The organism is Aminobacter sp. Y103A (assembly GCF_030294925.1).
Lineage (GTDB): Bacteria > Pseudomonadota > Alphaproteobacteria > Rhizobiales > Rhizobiaceae > Aminobacter > Aminobacter ciceronei.
Window position 1 is genome coordinate 2,903,377 of sequence record NZ_AP017986.1, and the last position, 15,613, is coordinate 2,918,989.

The 15,613-nt window shown below is 64.3% G+C and carries 17 protein-coding genes; 12 read left to right on the forward strand and 5 right to left on the reverse strand.

From position 1 onward, the window contains the following. Positions 1-28 precede the first annotated feature (28 nt). The 7 genes from Amn_RS14185 (at position 29) to Amn_RS14215 (ending at position 6,959) form a co-directional block, all read left to right on the forward strand. Positions 29-907, forward strand: a complete 879-nt coding sequence (locus Amn_RS14185) for a CoA transferase subunit A (RefSeq protein ID WP_067962126.1) — start codon at positions 29-31, stop codon at positions 905-907. A gap of 11 nt (positions 908-918) precedes the next feature. After that, positions 919-1,719 (forward strand): CoA-transferase subunit beta, encoded by an 801-nt coding sequence (locus tag Amn_RS14190; protein WP_067962124.1) that lies wholly within the window; start codon positions 919-921, stop codon positions 1,717-1,719. Positions 1,720-1,781: 62 nt separating this feature from the next. After that, positions 1,782-2,984: an acyl-CoA dehydrogenase family protein gene (locus Amn_RS14195; protein ID WP_067962122.1), complete on the forward strand. Its 1,203-nt coding sequence runs from the start codon at positions 1,782-1,784 to the stop codon at positions 2,982-2,984. Between the two features lie 14 nt (positions 2,985-2,998). Beyond that, on the forward strand, positions 2,999-4,069 hold the full coding sequence (locus tag Amn_RS14200; RefSeq protein WP_067962120.1) for a phosphotransferase family protein: 1,071 nt from the start codon (positions 2,999-3,001) through the stop codon (positions 4,067-4,069). 12 nt (positions 4,070-4,081) lie between these two features. Next, the gene (locus Amn_RS14205; protein ID WP_067962117.1) at positions 4,082-4,852 is read left to right on the forward strand and encodes an SDR family NAD(P)-dependent oxidoreductase; all 771 of its coding nucleotides are present in this window, start codon (positions 4,082-4,084) and stop codon (positions 4,850-4,852) included. A 232-nt stretch (positions 4,853-5,084) separates the two neighbouring features. After that, positions 5,085-6,290 carry an acetyl-CoA C-acyltransferase gene (locus Amn_RS14210; RefSeq protein WP_067962115.1) on the forward strand — a complete coding sequence of 402 codons (1,206 nt, stop codon included), beginning with the start codon at positions 5,085-5,087 and terminating at the stop codon, positions 6,288-6,290. A 204-nt stretch (positions 6,291-6,494) separates the two neighbouring features. Further along, positions 6,495-6,959, forward strand: coding sequence for a VOC family protein (locus tag Amn_RS14215; protein ID WP_286288350.1), 465 nt, complete (start codon positions 6,495-6,497; stop codon positions 6,957-6,959). A gap of 53 nt (positions 6,960-7,012) precedes the next feature. Here Amn_RS14215 and Amn_RS14220 read toward each other — a convergent pair whose 3' ends face one another. From Amn_RS14220 to Amn_RS14235, 4 genes are all read right to left on the reverse strand, one after another. Beyond that, a complete protein-coding gene (locus tag Amn_RS14220; RefSeq protein WP_246340694.1) occupies positions 7,013-7,750 on the reverse strand; it encodes a TetR/AcrR family transcriptional regulator in 738 nt (245 codons plus the stop codon). A gap of 172 nt (positions 7,751-7,922) precedes the next feature. After that, positions 7,923-8,804 (reverse strand): SDR family NAD(P)-dependent oxidoreductase, encoded by an 882-nt coding sequence (locus tag Amn_RS14225; RefSeq protein ID WP_067962109.1) that lies wholly within the window; start codon positions 8,802-8,804, stop codon positions 7,923-7,925. A 5-nt stretch (positions 8,805-8,809) separates the two neighbouring features. Further along, complete coding sequence (locus tag Amn_RS14230; RefSeq protein ID WP_067962107.1) at positions 8,810-9,688, reverse strand: SDR family NAD(P)-dependent oxidoreductase; 879 nt, start codon at positions 9,686-9,688, stop codon at positions 8,810-8,812. A 116-nt stretch (positions 9,689-9,804) separates the two neighbouring features. Then, positions 9,805-10,287 carry a nuclear transport factor 2 family protein gene (locus Amn_RS14235; RefSeq protein ID WP_083948589.1) on the reverse strand — a complete coding sequence of 161 codons (483 nt, stop codon included), beginning with the start codon at positions 10,285-10,287 and terminating at the stop codon, positions 9,805-9,807. Positions 10,288-10,413: 126 nt separating this feature from the next. Here Amn_RS14235 and Amn_RS14240 point away from each other — a divergent pair, with 126 nt between their 5' ends. Both Amn_RS14240 and Amn_RS14245 read left to right on the forward strand, forming a co-directional pair. Further along, the gene (locus tag Amn_RS14240; RefSeq protein WP_182574171.1) at positions 10,414-10,827 is read left to right on the forward strand and encodes a nuclear transport factor 2 family protein; all 414 of its coding nucleotides are present in this window, start codon (positions 10,414-10,416) and stop codon (positions 10,825-10,827) included. Positions 10,828-10,864: 37 nt separating this feature from the next. Then, positions 10,865-11,725: an SDR family NAD(P)-dependent oxidoreductase gene (locus Amn_RS14245; protein WP_246670849.1), complete on the forward strand. Its 861-nt coding sequence runs from the start codon at positions 10,865-10,867 to the stop codon at positions 11,723-11,725. 41 nt (positions 11,726-11,766) lie between these two features. Here the strand turns inward: Amn_RS14245 and Amn_RS14250 are convergent, their stop codons facing one another. Next, entirely contained in the window at positions 11,767-12,534 is a 768-nt protein-coding gene (locus Amn_RS14250; protein ID WP_067962102.1) for an SDR family NAD(P)-dependent oxidoreductase, read from the reverse strand. A gap of 187 nt (positions 12,535-12,721) precedes the next feature. Between Amn_RS14250 and Amn_RS14255 the strand changes: the two genes are divergently transcribed. From Amn_RS14255 to Amn_RS14265, 3 genes are read left to right on the forward strand one after another with little or no spacing between them, the layout of a single operon-like run. Next, complete coding sequence (locus Amn_RS14255; RefSeq protein ID WP_083948771.1) at positions 12,722-13,858, forward strand: acyl-CoA dehydrogenase family protein; 1,137 nt, start codon at positions 12,722-12,724, stop codon at positions 13,856-13,858. Then, positions 13,855-15,030 carry an acyl-CoA dehydrogenase family protein gene (locus Amn_RS14260; protein ID WP_067962098.1) on the forward strand — a complete coding sequence of 392 codons (1,176 nt, stop codon included), beginning with the start codon at positions 13,855-13,857 and terminating at the stop codon, positions 15,028-15,030. The genes Amn_RS14255 and Amn_RS14260 overlap by 4 nt, the downstream gene beginning before the upstream one ends. A 38-nt stretch (positions 15,031-15,068) precedes the next feature. After that, positions 15,069-15,602 carry a nuclear transport factor 2 family protein gene (locus Amn_RS14265; protein ID WP_067962096.1) on the forward strand — a complete coding sequence of 178 codons (534 nt, stop codon included), beginning with the start codon at positions 15,069-15,071 and terminating at the stop codon, positions 15,600-15,602. Positions 15,603-15,613 lie beyond the last annotated feature (11 nt).

Genomic DNA, 15,613 nt, shown 5'->3' on the forward strand with positions numbered 1-15,613 from the left:
GAATGAAGAACAGACGGACTAGGATGCTATGAACAAGGAAATGGACCTGAAAGCGGTCGTCGCCCAGCTGCGCGACGGCATGACGATCGGCTTCGGCGGCTGGGGTCCGCGGCGCAAGCCGATGGCGCTGGTGCGCGAGATCCTGCGCTCGGACCTCAAGGACCTGACGCTGGTGGCTTATGGTGGGCCGGAAATCGGCATGCTTTGTGCTGCGGGCAAGGTCAAGAAGCTGATCTACGGCTTCGTGTCGCTCGACGCGATGCCGATCGAACCCTACTTCCGCAAGGCGCGCGAAGCCGGAGCGGTCGAGGTGTCGGAGCTGGACGAGGGCCTGCTGCTGCTCGGCCTGCAGGCAGCCGGCCACAACCTGCCGTTTGCGGCGACCCGCGTCGGCCTCGGCTCCGACGTCATGAAGTACAACCCGCACTTCAAGACGGTGAAGTCGCCCTATGACGACGGCGAAGTGCTGTTGGCGATGCCGGCGATCAAGCTCGACGTGGCGCTGATCCATGCGAGCCGCGCCGACCGGCTGGGCAACACCCAGACCGACGGTCCGGATCCGTTCTTCGATGGCCTGTTCGCTCGTGCCGCCGACAAGGTGTTCGTTACCACCGAGGTGCTGGTCGACCGCATCGGGGATGAACACTCCGACAAGGCCAAGAGCCAGCTGTTCGAACGCTGCCTGGTGACTGGCGTGGTGTCGGCACCGCTCGGTGCGCATCCGACGGCTGCGCATGAGGCCTATGGTTGGGACATGGGCCACCTCAAGGACTACGCCGCGTCAGCTGGTGAAGAGGGCGGCTGGCAGCGCTATTTCGACCAATATGTGAAGGGCGGCGATGCCAGCTACGCCTCGAGCGTTGGCGGCGAAGCCAAGATCCGCGCCCTGCCGCTCCCCATTTTCTGATCGGACACGACATGACGACTGCAAAAGAATTCACGCTTGCCGAACTGATCGTAGCTGTCGGTGCACAGGCCTGGGCCTCCGATGGTGAGGTTCTCGCCACCGGCATCGGCCCGCTGCCGCGTCTTGCGGCCGGTCTTGCCAAGCTCACCTGCGCGCCCGGGATCATGATGACCGACGGCGAGGCCTATCTTGTCGAGGACCCGATCCCGCTCGGGCCGCGCGGCGACTACAAGCCGAAGTTTTCCGGCTGGATGCCTTACGGCAGGGTCTTCGACAGCGTCTGGAGCGGGCGCCGCCACGCCATGGTGACGCCAGTGCAGGTCGACCGCTACGGTCAGGGCAACATCTCCGCACTTGGCGGAGAGTTCCAGAAGCCTAAGGTCGCCATGCTTGGCGTCCGCGGCTTCCCCGGCAACTCGATCTGCCACAAGAATTCGATGTTCCTGCCCAGCCACTCGAAGCGCACCTTCGTCGAGGGTGAGGTCGATGTGGTGGCGAGCGTAGGCTACAACGCCAAGAACTGGCCGGAAGGCGCCAAGCCCGCCGACGTCAAGCTCGGCGTAGTCATCACCGACCTCTGCGTGTTCGATTTCAACGGTCCTGATCATGCGGCGCAGGTGCTGTCGCTGCATCCTGGCGTCACCTTCGAGCAGGTGCAGGACGCGACCGGCTTCCCGCTGCTGCGCGCCGAAGGCATGACCACCACCGCGGCGCCGACCGAGGAGCAGATGGCGATCATCGCCAGGCTCGACCCGCACAATGTCCGTGCCACCGTCCTGAAGGGCAATCCTCCCGGCGTCCGCGCCGCCTGACGAACCCGCCGCCGGCACTCGCTGCCGGCGGCTCTTCCTGGAATGGCAGTGACGGACGCAAGATGGACTTCGAATACAGCGACAAGACAAAAAGCCTGCTCGAACGGCTTAATGCCTTCATGGATGAGCATGTCTATCCCAACGAGCGCCGCTATCACCAAGAGGTCGAAGCCGACCGCTGGGGCCATCCGCCTGTCTTGGAGGAACTCAAGGCCAAGGCCAAGGCGGCCAAGCTGTGGAACCTGTTCCTGCCGGATTCTTCGCATGGCGCGGGCCTGACCAACACCGAATATGCACCGCTCTGCGAAGTCATGGGCCGGGTGCACTTCTCGTCGCAGATATTCAACTGCTCGGCACCTGACACCGGCAACATCGAAACCATAGAGCGCTATGGCACCGAGGCGCAGAAGGCGCGCTGGTTGCCTGCCATGCTCGACGGGTCGATCCGCTCGGCCTTCGCCATGACCGAGCCTGACGTCGCTTCCAGTGACGCGACCAACATCCAGAGTTCGATCGTCCGCGACGGCGACGACTACGTCATCAATGGTCGCAAGTGGTGGATATCAGGTGTCGGCGACCGCCACTGCGAATTGCTGATCTTCATGGGCAAGACCGACCCGGGTGCTGCCAAGCACCAGCAGCAGTCGATGATCCTGGTGCCGATGGACACGCCAGGCATCAAGGTGCTGAGGCCGATGACGGTGTTCGGTTATGACGATGCACCGCACGGCCACATGGACATGCTGTTCGAGAACGTGCGGGTGCCGGCATCCAACATCCTGCTCGGCGAAGGCCGGGGCTTTGAGATCGCGCAAGGCCGCCTCGGACCCGGCCGCATCCATCATTGCATGCGCCTGATTGGCCTTGCCGAACGCTGCCTGGAGCTGATGTGCCGCCGGGTGAAGAGCCGCGTCGCCTTCGGCCGGCCGATCGGCGAACAGTCGGTGACGCTCGAGCGCATCGCCGAGTCCCGCATCCTGATCGACCAGGCTCGCCTGCTGACGCTGAAGGCCGCCTATATGATGGACACCGTCGGCAACAAGGCGGCGCGCGCCGAAATCGGCATGATCAAGGTGGCCGCCCCCAACATGGCCTGCAAGGTCATCGACTGGGCGATCCAGGCGCATGGCGCTGCCGGGGTTTCGCAGGACTTCGTGCTGGCCAATTATTATGCGCATGCCCGCAAGCTGCGCTTCGCCGACGGGCCAGACGAGGTACACCGCAACCAGATCGGGCGCATCGAACTCGCCAAATACGTGGACTGAGCGGGAGGCGCGCCATGGATGCCAGCCGTTTCGTCGGAACCGAGCCGCTCGCCGCCGACAGCAAGATCGACGTCGCGCGGCTGCACGCCTACCTCAAGGCCAACATTGACGGCTGCGAGGGCAAGCTCTCGGTCGAGCGCTTCCGCGGCGGCCAGTCCAACCCGACCATGCTGTTGTCATTCGACGGCAAGCGCAAGCTGGTGCTGCGCAAGAAGCCCGACGGCAAGCTGTTGCCCTCGGCGCATGCCGTCGACCGTGAATTCCGCGTCATCAGTGCCTTGCGCGACAGCGACGTGCCTGTGGCCGGCGCGCGGCTGCTCTGCGACGACGACAGCATCGTTGGTGCAATGTTCTACGTCATGGATTTTGTCGAGGGACGCTCGTTCTGGGCGCCTGCCTTGCCAGAGCAATCGCCTGCGGAGCGCAAGGCCATCTATATCGAGATGAACCGCGTTGCAGCGGCGCTGCACACCACCGACTACAAGGCGGCCGGGCTCGAGGATTTCGGCAGGCCGGGAGACTATGTCGCCCGCCAGGTGGCACGATGGTCCAAGCAGTATCGGGCGTCCGAGACCGAGACGATCGAGGCGATGGACCGGTTGATCGACTGGTTGCCCGACAATATCCCGCCTGAAACACGGACGTCGCTGATCCATGGTGACTTCCGCATCGACAACATGATCTTCCACGCGACCGAAGCGCGGGTGCTGGCAGTCGTCGACTGGGAGCTGTCGACGCTGGGCGAGCCGATGGCGGATTTCGCCTATCACATGCTGACCTGGCGCCTGCCCAATCAACCCTATCGCGGCCTGGGTGACCTCGACATCGGCGTACTCGGCATTCCCGACGAGCGCAGTTATCGCGACGCCTATCTCAAGGCGACGGGGCAGGACGGCGTTTCCGACCGGCATTGGTACGCCTATCTCGCCTACAGCCTGTTTCGCGTCTCCGGCATCCGCCAGGGCATCATGAAGCGCGTGGTCGACGGCAATGCGGCGAGCGCGCACGCTCGCGAGGCCGGCGCCTTGGCGCGGCCGGTGGCCGAATTCGGCTGGCATTATGCCGAACTGGCGATGAAATCATAAGGGAGGATCGACATGAGCGGACTGTATCCGGCCGAAGGAGCGGCCATCGTCATCGGTGGCAGCGGCGGCGTCGGCGCCGAGATTTGCCGGGTGCTGGCGCGCGACGGTTGCGACGTGGCGTTGACCTATCACAGCAACCAGGCCAAGGCGGAAGCTGCAGCCGAAGCGGTCCGCGGCGAGGGGCGCAATGCCTCCATCTACAAACTCAACATCGAGGATGTTGAGGCGACCCGCGCCTTCATCGACGGTGTGGCGGAAGCCAATGGCGGCATCCATACGGTGGTCTATGCCGCCGGGCCGCTCGTACCGCTGATCCATCTCAGCAAGATTGAGCCCGAGCAGATGCGCAAGCACCTGATGCAGGACGCCTTCGGCTTCTTTAATGTGGTCCATTATGCCATTCCGCATCTGCGCAAGGCACGCGGTTCCATCGTCGCTTGCCAGAGCTCGGCGCAATATCGCTTTGCCGCAGCCGACGGCCTCTCGGTGGTGCCGAAATCGGCGGTGCATGCCCTGATGAAGGGCGTCGCAAAGGAAGAGGGGCGCTACGGCATCCGCTCCAATGGCGTAGCGCTCGGCATCATCGAGACCGGCCAGCACACGGAACTCAGCAAGCTCGGCTATATCGACGACAAGTACATGCAGGCGGCGGCCATGAACACACCGCTGCGCCGCAACGGCAAGGCCATGGACATCGCGGAAGCGGTGTCGTTCCTGGCCTCCAGCCGCGCCGGTTTCATCTCCGGTGAGGTCATCAATGTCGACGGCGGCTATCACGTCTGATCGCATCTGTGGCGCGGGTTCGGTTGCCCGCGCCGTTGCCTCTTCCGCATCGGCCGTTCGCAATCGATGCGTGTCATGGACCCGCCGTTAGTCTTTTCAGACGATGTTCGGCCGCCCCGTCGCTCCTAGCAAGTAGTTGGAAAACTTCGGTTCCGGGCGCTTCGCAGCAGAAAATATCCTCTGCGTTGCCTGCCTGGTTCCCTGCCGACAACAACTGTTCTGGAGCAATCCTTTGCGCGAAGCCGTCATCGTTTCCGTCGCCCGCACCCCCATCGGCAAGGCCTTCCGTGGCGCCTTCAACGACACTGAAGCACCGGCGCTGTCGGGCCACGCGGTGCGCGAGGCCGTCATTCGTGCCGGCATCGCCCCCGACGCCGTCGAGGACGTCATTATGGGCTGCTCGGCCCAGCAGGGCACGCAGGGCTACAATATCGGCCGCCTGACCGCAGCGGCCGCGGGACTGCCTGACAGCGTGCCCGGCATGTCGATCGACCGCATGTGCTCGTCGGGCCTGATGGCAGTGTCGATCGCGGCCAAGCAGATCATCGTCGACGGCATGGAAACCATCGTTGCCGGCGGCGTCGAATCGATCAGCCTGACGCAGAACAAGCATAAGAACAGTTATCGCTCGCGCTCGCAGGCCGTGACCTCGCAGTGGCCGCATATGTACATGACAATGATCGAGACCGCCGAGATCGTCGCCAGGAAATACGGCATCAGCCGCGAGGCCCAGGACGAGTTCTCTCTCGCCAGCCAGTTGCGCACGGCTGCCGCCCATCAGGCCGGCCGCTTCGACGACGAGATCGTGCCGATGGCCTCTCGCAAGATGGTGGTCAACAAGGACACCAACGAGACCAGCTTCCAGGACGTGACGCTGGCGCAGGACGAGGGTTTCCGCGCCGACACCAATCTCGAGGGCCTGGCCAAGCTGAAGCCGGTTTTCGCCGACGGCGAAGTGATCAAGCTGGGCGAATATGTGACTGCCGGCAATTCGTCGCAGCTGTCGGACGGTGCTGCCGCTCTGGTGGTCATGGAGGCAAAGCGCGCCGAACAACTCGGCCTCAAGCCACTGGGCGCCTATCGCGGCATGGCGGTCGCCGGATGCGCGCCAGAGGAAATGGGCATCGGGCCGATCTTCGCGGTGCCGAAGCTGTTGCAGAAGCACGGCCTCAAGGTCGACGACATCGGCCTTTGGGAACTCAACGAAGCCTTCGCCAGCCAGGCGGTCTACTGCCGCGATACGCTCGGCATCGACCCGGAAAAACTCAACGTCAACGGCGGCGCCATCGCCGTCGGCCACCCGTTCGGCATGACCGGCGCGCGCACGGCCGGCCATGTGCTGATCGAGGGCCGGCGCCGCGGTGTGAAATACGGCGTCGTTACCATGTGCGTCGGCGGCGGCATGGGGGCTGCCGGCCTGTTTGAAATCTTCAACTGATCGCACAGAGTAGGGATATAGGAGCGCCCTTCGTCCCAATGGACGCACGGCGCTCCTTTGGGAAGGGACGATGACCGATCTCGGAATTGCACAGGGGCTCAAACCCATTCTGGGGCCTGCAACCCAGCTCGGCTTTGTCGTCCGCGACATCGAAAAGGCGATGCGCCACTGGATCGATGTTTCGGCGTCGGTCCATTCATCTTCATGGAGCGCGGCGTCAGCCAGCCCGTCAGCACCACCTGGCATCGCGGCCAGCCGGTCGAGGTCGAGCTCAAGCTCGCCTTCGGCTACATGGGTGATGTGCAGATCGAGCTGATCGAGCAGACCAACAACGCCTCGTCACCCTACACGGACTTCCTGGCGGCCGGACGTGAGGGCCTGCAGCATCTGGGTTTCTGGGTGCATGACCATGCCGAGGCGACGGCTCGCGTCGAGGCTGCCGGCTATGAGCGCGACTACGAAATCCGCGTCGCCGGCCAGGACCAGTCGATCCTCTATTACCGCTCGCCTGACCTCTACGGACCGATGCTGGAGATCGTGCCGCCGATGTGGCGCCGATCGCGCCAGGCGGTGCTGGACCATATCCGCGCCTACGCCGGCACGCATCCGATCATCCGCTTCGACACCTACAGCGCCTTCATCCAGCATGCCGGCGTGACGTTCGACTGATTTCGCTGAAATTGCTGTCAGCCGCGGCCGTCGGAACAACCGGCGGCCCTTTGCTATTTGACCAGCTTTTCCAGCTCGTCGATCTGCTGGCGCAGTCCCGAGATGGTCTGGCGCACGGCTTCGGCATCGCGCGGCTGGTCGTGATGGGCACGCAGGCCGGCCAGAGCCATGTCGGCAATGATCTCGCCGATCTCCTGCGGTGTCTTGGCGCCTGATGGCGAGTACCAGCGCGATGTCCAGTTGGCCATGCCGATCACCGCAAAGGCGGTAACCTTGGGATCGACAGTGCGAAACTCGCCTGACGTGATACCGTCGGAGATGCAGCGGACGTAGAAATCATAGATGTGGCGACGGCCCTGGTTGTAGAGCGGACCGAGCGCCTCGGGGATCTGGGTTTCGAGCCGCGACAACAGGATGAAGCGCGAGCCGGAAGACAGGCGGCGGACGATGCCGTCGACGATGGCGCGGCGCAGTCGCTCGGTTGGCGACAGGCCGGGCTCGGCCATCAGCTCCTGCAGCCGGTGTGACGGCGTCAGCGCTTCCGACTCGACGAGTGCTGCCAGCATTTCTTCCTTGTTGCGGAAGTAGTGGTAGACGGCCGAGCGGCCGAGGCCGAGCGCCTGGGCGATGTCGTTGATGCTGGTCTGGACGTAGCCCTTGCTGTCGAACAGCTCCGCGGCGATGTCGATCAGCTGTTCGCGCACCAGCTCCTTGCGCGGATTGGTCGACGCGCGGACCGAGCCGTCGCGATCGAGATATTCTGCGCCTGCGCTGCCATCCATCTGTGCCATACGCGCCATCCTGCTCAAATCAGCAACTCCACGCTTTGGATGTTCGACGCTGCGTTCGACAACCGGGGGTCGAATCGCCCAAAGCCCAGGCTACTGGCCGGATCGAATATAATACGCTTCGCGTTTCTGTAAGCCTGCCGCGATGCAGGATTTTCGTCGTCAGGCGTCAGTGTCATGATCTGGCTTCACCGGCCTCACCGGAGATCGGCCGATAGAGCGGAGCACCGAACAGCGGGCGGCGCGATTGAGGCAGGCGTCCATCGGCATCGATGACGCCATAGCGGCTAGCCAGTTCGGTCGAATAGAAGGTGCCGCCGCTGAGCGTCATGGCGTCGCCGGCGGCATGGATCGCCGCCAGCACACGGCCGATGAAGAACGGCGTCTCGATATGCGGCAGGTTGCCGGCAGTGTCACCGACGACGCCACCTGCGGCGATGCCGGCAAGCGTGCGCTCGGTGCCGATCAGGCCCGGCCACAGTGAAATCGCTGCGACGTCGAAGGGGCGCAATTCGTGCGCCATGTCGTGGGCCAGCTTGTCCTGGCCGGCCTTGCCGACGCCGTAGGGCAGGCTGTGACGGTAGATCTTGCCGCCGGGGCCGGAGGTGTTGGCGATCAGGCCGGAGCGCTGGCGGACCATGATCGGGGCGGCGAAGTGGCTTGCCGCATAGCTCGATCGCAGCCCGACATCGATCATGTCGCGCCAGAGCGACAGTGGGCGCTCCCAGAAATTGCCGTCCGGTACGGCCCAATCAGGCATGGCGAAGGCATTGTTGACGAGCAGGTCGAGACGTCCTTGTTCTGCGTCGACGCGTTTGAACAGGGCCTCGGTCTGGCTGTCGTCAAGGTGATCGCAAATGGCAACGATGCCCTTGCCGCCGGCCTGGTCGATCGCCTCGGCAGTGTCGCGGACGGTTCCGCCCCATGGGCCGATGGCCTTACGATCGCTGCGGCCGGTGCAATAGACGATGAAGCCCGCTTCGCCGAGCGCAATCGCGATGCCGCGGCCGAGACCGCGGCTGGCGCCGGTGACGACGGCGACCGGCCTGTGTTCCATGCCGCTCAATTGGGTTTCCTCTGGTAGCCGAGACCAAGCGGCTGCTGGTTGCCCGCCAGAGCCCCGGCGAAAGCCTCGGCAACCGCCCCGTAGCTCCAGTCGCCTTCCAGGACCGGATCGGCGATCAGTGGATGGGTGACCAAGGACAACTGTTTGCCGGCGATGCGGACGACCTGACCGTTGATCTTCTCGGCGGCGTCGGAAAGCAGAAAGCTGACGACCGGCGCGTTGACGTCGGCGTCGGGCAGGGCGGCGTAGTGCACCTCGCGGCTCGCTGCCTGCTCGGCCATCAGCGCCTTGTTCTGGGCGGCCATTGCGGTTTCCGCCAGAGGCGACAGCGCGTTGACACGCACGCCGGTGCCACGCAGTTCCATGGCCCAGCTGTAGGTAAGGGATGCCACCCCGCCCTTGGTGGCGCCATATCCGCCAAGGGCGACGTCACCGGCCTGGGAGCCAGAGGCGACATTGATGATCGAGCCGCCCGTGCCTGCGGCGAGCATACGCCGGGCTGCATGGCTGGCACAGGCGGCGGTGCCGATGAGATTGATCTCGACCATGCGGCGCATGTCCGTCTCGGTGAGGTCGAGAATCTTGCCGATGCGGAGAATGCCGGCATTGTTGACGACGCCTGTGATGGCGCCGAAAGCATCGATGCAGGCGTCGACCAGCTCTTGGGCATAACTCCAGGACGAGATGTCGCCGGTATGTGCAACGGCCTTGCCGCCCGATGCCACGATCGATTCGACCGTCGACCGCGCGGCGTCGACGCTGATGTCGTTGACGACAATCGCTGCGCCAAGGCTTGCGGCATGGCGCGCATAGGCGGCGCCCAGCCCGGATCCGGCACCGGTGATGACCACCGACTTGCCCTGAAGTGTATTCATTTCGTGTCCTCCCAGCCGGCCACCCTGAACGGACAAGCTCAGGCGGACATCCCACGTTCGGACGATGCCAGCGCAGGCGCCTGCTTGGGCCTGAGGACTGCCGTAAGCCGGTCAGCTCAGCTTTTCACGCTGCTCGACAAAAGGTCGCGCGCTTCGGGCTGGCCGTTGAGCAGACGGTTGATGCGATTCTGGACACGCCAACCTTCTGACGTGCGGACGAGTTCCCAGCGATTGGCACTGGCGCGTTCGACGCGCCAGTGGTCGCCCTGGTTGAGGTACACACGAGAGTAGCCGGTGGCCACGGCCGTGTCTCCGTTGACGGTGACGTGGGGCATGCTCAGCACGTGGGCGCAACCATCGGCGACGTAGTGGATATGCGGTTCGATGTTGACAAGCGAACCGACATTGTCGGCACCGACGAGCGGATCTCCACCGAAATCATATGCACCAGCTTCGGCCCAGAGCGAAGCGGTGGCACTGGCGGTGCGGCTGTCGACCGACGGGCCATAGGTGGCGATCAGCTGATAGATGGCCAACTGGTCTTCCAGTCCTTTGATGCGCGCTTCCAATGCCGCAAATCGCGCTTCGATATCAGACATTTCCCGTCCTCCGCTGCCGTTTGTCGGCTCATAGCTGACCCACTCGACGCGTCCGCCATCGTTCGTTTGGAGGATGAAGGCATTTTCGTCTGACGCGACGGTGGCCGGACATCAGGGGAGGATGGGATGGATCTTGCAGAGCGGATCGCCGCCGAACACGAATGCGCCAAGCTGGTGCAGCGTTATTGCGTGCTTGTCGACGACTACAGGCACGAGGAGCTCGTCGCGCTGTGGGCGCCTGACGGCTTGTGGGAGACCTGGAAAGGGCCACTCAGAGGCCATGCCGAAATGAGCGCCTATCTTGACGCCAAGGCGCAGACCGACACCACGATCCACATGGCGCACAACATCGTCATCGATGTGATCGATGAAGACAATGCGAGCGGCGTTGCGATCTTCACCTTTCACGGCACCAGCCGCAACGATCCGAAGGCGACACTGCCGCGCGTGGTCGGGCGCTATTTCGACCGCTTCGTCCGCACCACTGATGGCTGGAAGTTCGCCCACCGGCGCACCGACATGACTTTTCGCGCCGGCTGAAGAAAGCCGCCACTCCATTTGAAATGAAGAGACTGACATGACAGACACCTCACTCGCCGGCATGGCCAACTCCCTTCTCGGCAAGGTCACTCTGATCAGCGGCGCCGGCGCCGGAATTGGACGCGCCATCGCGCTGGCCTTCGGCCGCTGCGGAGCAATCGTGGTCGTCGCCGAGAAGGACCAGGGTCGCGCCGACAAGGTGCGGGCCGAACTCGATGCCGCCGGCGTCTGCAACATCGTCCTCTGCGCCGACGTCACTGACGCGGCTGCCGTTGACAAGGTGATCGCACGGGTCAGGGACGGCTTCGGCCGGCTCGACGTGCTGGTCAACAATGTCGGTGACTTCCTCGGCGTCCATAAGCCGTTCGCTGAGACGACGCGCGAGGAGTGGAACGCGCTCTACGGTGTCAACCTCGAGCACATCTTCCTGATGACGCATGCCGCACTGCCACTGCTGCGCCGGGGTGAGAGCGCCAGCATCATCAACATCTCGACCATCGAGGCCTTCCGCGGCATTCCCAACTTTGCCGTCTACAGCGCATTCAAGACCGCGATCACCGGCTTCACCAAGAGCCTGGCGCTCGAACTCGCGCCTGAGAATATCAGGGTCAACGCGATCGCGCCGGAGACGACCGAGACAGAGCAGATCCAGATCCTGAAATGGATCCCGGAAGAGCACCAGCACATGATCAAGCGCTGGATGCCGCTGGGACGCTATGGACAGCCTGACGATACGGCGGGCGCCGCACTGTTCCTGGCGTCGCCGCTGTCGAGCTGGATCACCGGTACGACCATCAACCTCGACGGCGGCGCGCTTGCCGCCGGCGGATGGCGTCAGACGGCCGACGGCACGTGGACGAACAGGCCAGTCATCACCGCGCACGCCCACAAGGGCTGACATCAGGCGCCGGCGTCAGGCCCGGCGCGCCTTCTTGGCGTTCAACCCACGGTCTGGGCGCCATCGACGACCAGCAAGGCGCCGGTGACGAAACAGGACTCCTCGGAGGCCAGATAAGCGAAAGCGCTGGCGATGTCCTCGGGCTCGCCGCTTTCCTTGCCGGCAAGCTTGGGCGGCTTGACCATGATGTCGGGGTCCTGGTTCTCGATCGGCTGCAGCCCGGTGCCGATCTCGGTACGGACGCGGCCGGGGCAGATGGCGTTGAAGCGTACGCCCTTGGGGGCGTACTCCGTCGCCAGCGATTTGGTCATGGCGATGATGCCGGCCTTGGATGCGGCATAGGCTGCGGCATAGGCGATGCCCTGCACGCCGGCGGTGGACGCCGTTGAGACGACATTGCCGCGCGAGGCGACGAGTGCCGGCAACGCCTGATGTACGATGTGGAAAACGCTCTCGAGGTTGATGCCGAACACCAGCGACCAGTCTTCGCCGGTCTGGTTGGCGAAATGATCGCGCCGGTAGATGCCGGCATTGTTGATGAGACAATCGAGGCGGCCGTGCAGCGCCAGCGCGTCATCGACCATACGGCGCGCCGAGGCGGTGTCGGCTGCGTCATAGGCGATGGCGTCGGCGCGGACACCGTATTGCGCGGCCGCGGTGGCGCAGACCTGTCTTGCGCCTTCGACGTTGCGGTCGGCGAGGATCAGTGTTGCCCCCTCGGAGCCCAGGCGGAGGGCGGTCGCGCGGCCGATGCCGGATGCGGCGCCGGTGATCAGCACCACCTTGTTGTCGAAACGCTTGAGCGCCATAGTCTCCTCCAGTGCAATGCGCGACCGCTTCGCGCCGGCCGTCTGAGGCGAGTAGACTAGGGCGGGCCAAGCACCAGCATCCCACATTTGGACGATGTTGCTGGCGCTGGCCGGTGGCATCCGGCATGAAGCGCTTTGCCACTTCAGGCGCAGCGGCGCCGCTCCAATCCGTGCCCGACAGGACCGCATGCTCGAATTCACACCAGACCAGCAGATGATCCGCGAGGAAGCCCAGCGCTTCCTGCGTGAACAGTCTTCCTCCGAGGCGATCCGGCTGATCGTCGACACTGGCGCGAGCCATGACGCCGGGCTGTGGGCCAGCATTTCGCGTGAGCTCGGCTGGTGCGCGATGGCTGTCCCGGAAGAATTCGGCGGACTGGGGCTCGGCGCCACCGAGGTGGCAATCCTGATGGAACTCACAGGTGCACGCCTTGCCTGCGTGCCATTCTGGTCGACGGTGTGCCTGGCGGCACCACTCCTGCAGTCGGCCGGAAGCGAGCCCGCCAAGGCGAAGTATCTTGGCGCCATAGCCGCGGGCGAAATGGCCGTGACCGTCGCCTATGCCGATCTTTCAGTGGCCGATCCGGCGGCGACGGTTGCGGTCAAAGCTCTCAGGACCGACGGTGGCTACAGGCTGGACGGCAAGGTCGCGCAGGTCATCGACCTCGAGGCGGCCGATATCGTGCTTGTACCGGCAGCGCTGGAAGACGGAGCGACGGCGCTGTTTGCGCTGGCGCGCGACGCAGGACAGTCAGTTGCGCCACTCGAGGTACTTGATCGGACGCGTCCGGTTGCTGCACTCGAACTGGCCATGGAGGTTTCCGCCGAGAGCCGTATCGATGAAGGGTGCGTCAGCGCCGGCCAGTTCCGCGAGGCACTCGCTTTTGCCAATCTCGGACTTGCCGCCGAACAACTGGGCGCGGCGCAAGGCGCGCATGAGGTGACGCTTGCCTACATCGCCGAGCGTGTTCAGTTCGGCCGCACCATTGCCTCGTTCCAGGCGATCAAGCACCGCTGCGCCAAGCTGGTGGTCGAAATTGCCGAGGCGCGGTCGCTGATCTTCGGAGCCGCTCAAGGTCTGGGCATTTCCGACGCAGCAGAAAGCGCGCTGGAGATCGCTGGGGCGCGCGTGCTCGCCTCCGACCTGCAGTTCCGAGCCGCCGAGGAGGCGATCCAGCTGCATGGCGGCGTCGGCTTCACCTGGGAATACGACCCTCATCTCTATTTCAAGCGGGCGCAAGCGAATGCCGCGCTGCTTGGCGCGCGTGAGGCGCAACTCGACCGCATTGCCGCATCTGTCTTCGGTGACGGAGGTGTGAAATGAGCGACCTGAACGCCTTCCGCACAGAGGTGCGCGACTGGATGGCAAGCCATCTCAGCGGCACGTTTGCCGAACTGAAATATCGCGGCGGTTCGGGCGAGGGCGACGTCCTGCCGGAACTGCGCAAGGAATGGGAGCGCGAACTCGCCGCCGGCCGCTGGACCTGCCCGGGCTGGCCTCAAGAACATGGCGGGCGTGGCCTGTCGGTCGCCGAACAGGTCGCGTTCCAGGAAGAATACAGCCGCGCCGGCGGTCCCGGTCGGATAGGCCATATCGGCGAGGGCTTGATGGGGCCGACGCTGATCGCTTTTGGCACGGAGGAGCAGAAGAAGCGCTTTTTGCCAGGCATCCGGAGCGGCACAGAGTTCTGGGCCCAGGGTTATTCCGAGCCGAGCGCCGGTTCGGATTTCGGCAATATCAAGACCCGGGCCAGGCTCGACCCTGTAACAGGCGATTGGGTCGTGTCGGGCCAGAAAGTGTGGACCTCGCTGGCGCATCTGTCCGATTGGATCTTTGTCGTGGCGCGCTGCGAGGAAGGCTCGGTCGGCCGAAATGGCCTGATCTTTCTGCTCATGCCGCTCGCCCAGCCGGGCGTCGAAATCCATCCGATCAAGCAGATCGGTGGCGGCGCCGAGTTCAATTCGGTGTTCTTCGATGGCGCGCGTGCCAAGGCTGATGATGTTCTGGGACAGCCCGGCGACGGCTGGAAGATCGCGATGGCGCTGCTCGGTTTCGAGCGTGGCATTTCGACGCTCGGCCAGCAGATGAGCTTCCAGCAGGAACTCGACCTGATCGTCGAGATATCAAAGGAGAACGGCTCCGACCGCTCGCCTGCCATCCGCCAACGCGTCGCCTATGCCTGGACCGGCCTGCGCGCCATGCGTTACCTAGCCATGCGCGTACTGAGTGACGACCAGTCGCCGGAAACGCGGCGCGAGGCGCTGACCTACAAGTACCAGTGGTCGAACTGGCACCGCGACCTTGGCCGGCTCGCAATGGACGTGCTGAAGATGGATGCCAACGTCGTTTCAGACGATCCGCGCCGCGAACGCCTGCAGCAGATGTTCCTTTTTGCGCGCGCCGACACGATCTACGGCGGCACCAACGAAATCCAGCTCAACATCATCGCCGAGCAAGGGCTCGGCATGCCCAGGGAGCCGCGCGGCAAGCTGTAACAGGCAAGGACGCGCCTGGGCCAGGGAGGAAATTTGGCATGGGCATCAGGGAGGCGGGTCTTCAGGAGATCGCGGCGCGCGAGGCGCTGCGGCGACTGGTGACGGCCTATTCGCGCGCCGTCGACCGGCGCGACTTCAAGCTGTTGCGCAGCCTCTATCACGACGAAGCCTACGAGGAGCATGGCGACATGTTCGTGGGCGGGCCGGACGACTATATGGCCTTCGTCGAGAAGGCGCTGTCGAACTATGCCGCGACCGCGCATTACGTGGTCAACACCAGCTTCGAGGTCGATGGCGACCGCGCCGAGGGCGAGGTCTACAAGATCAACTATCACCGCACCCATGGCCCCGACGCTCATGAAGTGATCACCGGCAGCCGCAGCCTCGACCGCTACCGGAGGGATGGCGGCGAGTGGCGATTTCTCGGTCGCTCGATCACGCTCGACTGGTCGACCAGGCGAGTCGTTGACGCCGATGCCTACAAGGATTTCGCTGCCGGCAGCCCGCCTGGCCAGCCGGGACCCGACGACCTGTCCTACCGGGCCCTGACGCTTTTCGGTCGTCATGGCTGACATCCAAACCA

What these genes read in the sequence shown, in the direction of transcription:
- Amn_RS14260 (WP_067962098.1), top strand. Translation starts at nt 13,855, where the DNA reads ATGAGCGACCTGAACGCCTTCCGCACAGAGGTGCGCGACTGGATGGCA.
- Amn_RS14220 (WP_246340694.1), bottom strand. Translation starts at nt 7,750, where the DNA reads ATGGCACAGATGGATGGCAGCGCAGGCGCAGAATATCTCGATCGCGAC.
- Amn_RS14225 (WP_067962109.1), bottom strand. Translation starts at nt 8,804, where the DNA reads ATGGAACACAGGCCGGTCGCCGTCGTCACCGGCGCCAGCCGCGGTCTC.
- Amn_RS14235 (WP_083948589.1), bottom strand. Translation starts at nt 10,287, where the DNA reads ATGTCTGATATCGAAGCGCGATTTGCGGCATTGGAAGCGCGCATCAAA.
- Amn_RS14240 (WP_182574171.1), top strand. Translation starts at nt 10,414, where the DNA reads ATGGATCTTGCAGAGCGGATCGCCGCCGAACACGAATGCGCCAAGCTG.
- Amn_RS14195 (WP_067962122.1), top strand. Translation starts at nt 1,782, where the DNA reads ATGGACTTCGAATACAGCGACAAGACAAAAAGCCTGCTCGAACGGCTT.
- Amn_RS14205 (WP_067962117.1), top strand. Translation starts at nt 4,082, where the DNA reads ATGAGCGGACTGTATCCGGCCGAAGGAGCGGCCATCGTCATCGGTGGC.
- Amn_RS14255 (WP_083948771.1), top strand. Translation starts at nt 12,722, where the DNA reads ATGCTCGAATTCACACCAGACCAGCAGATGATCCGCGAGGAAGCCCAG.
- Amn_RS14200 (WP_067962120.1), top strand. Translation starts at nt 2,999, where the DNA reads ATGGATGCCAGCCGTTTCGTCGGAACCGAGCCGCTCGCCGCCGACAGC.
- Amn_RS14230 (WP_067962107.1), bottom strand. Translation starts at nt 9,688, where the DNA reads ATGAATACACTTCAGGGCAAGTCGGTGGTCATCACCGGTGCCGGATCC.
- Amn_RS14250 (WP_067962102.1), bottom strand. Translation starts at nt 12,534, where the DNA reads ATGGCGCTCAAGCGTTTCGACAACAAGGTGGTGCTGATCACCGGCGCC.
- Amn_RS14190 (WP_067962124.1), top strand. Translation starts at nt 919, where the DNA reads ATGACGACTGCAAAAGAATTCACGCTTGCCGAACTGATCGTAGCTGTC.
- Amn_RS14245 (WP_246670849.1), top strand. Translation starts at nt 10,865, where the DNA reads ATGACAGACACCTCACTCGCCGGCATGGCCAACTCCCTTCTCGGCAAG.
- Amn_RS14265 (WP_067962096.1), top strand. Translation starts at nt 15,069, where the DNA reads ATGGGCATCAGGGAGGCGGGTCTTCAGGAGATCGCGGCGCGCGAGGCG.
- Amn_RS14215 (WP_286288350.1), top strand. Translation starts at nt 6,495, where the DNA reads ATGGAGCGCGGCGTCAGCCAGCCCGTCAGCACCACCTGGCATCGCGGC.
- Amn_RS14185 (WP_067962126.1), top strand. Translation starts at nt 29, where the DNA reads ATGAACAAGGAAATGGACCTGAAAGCGGTCGTCGCCCAGCTGCGCGAC.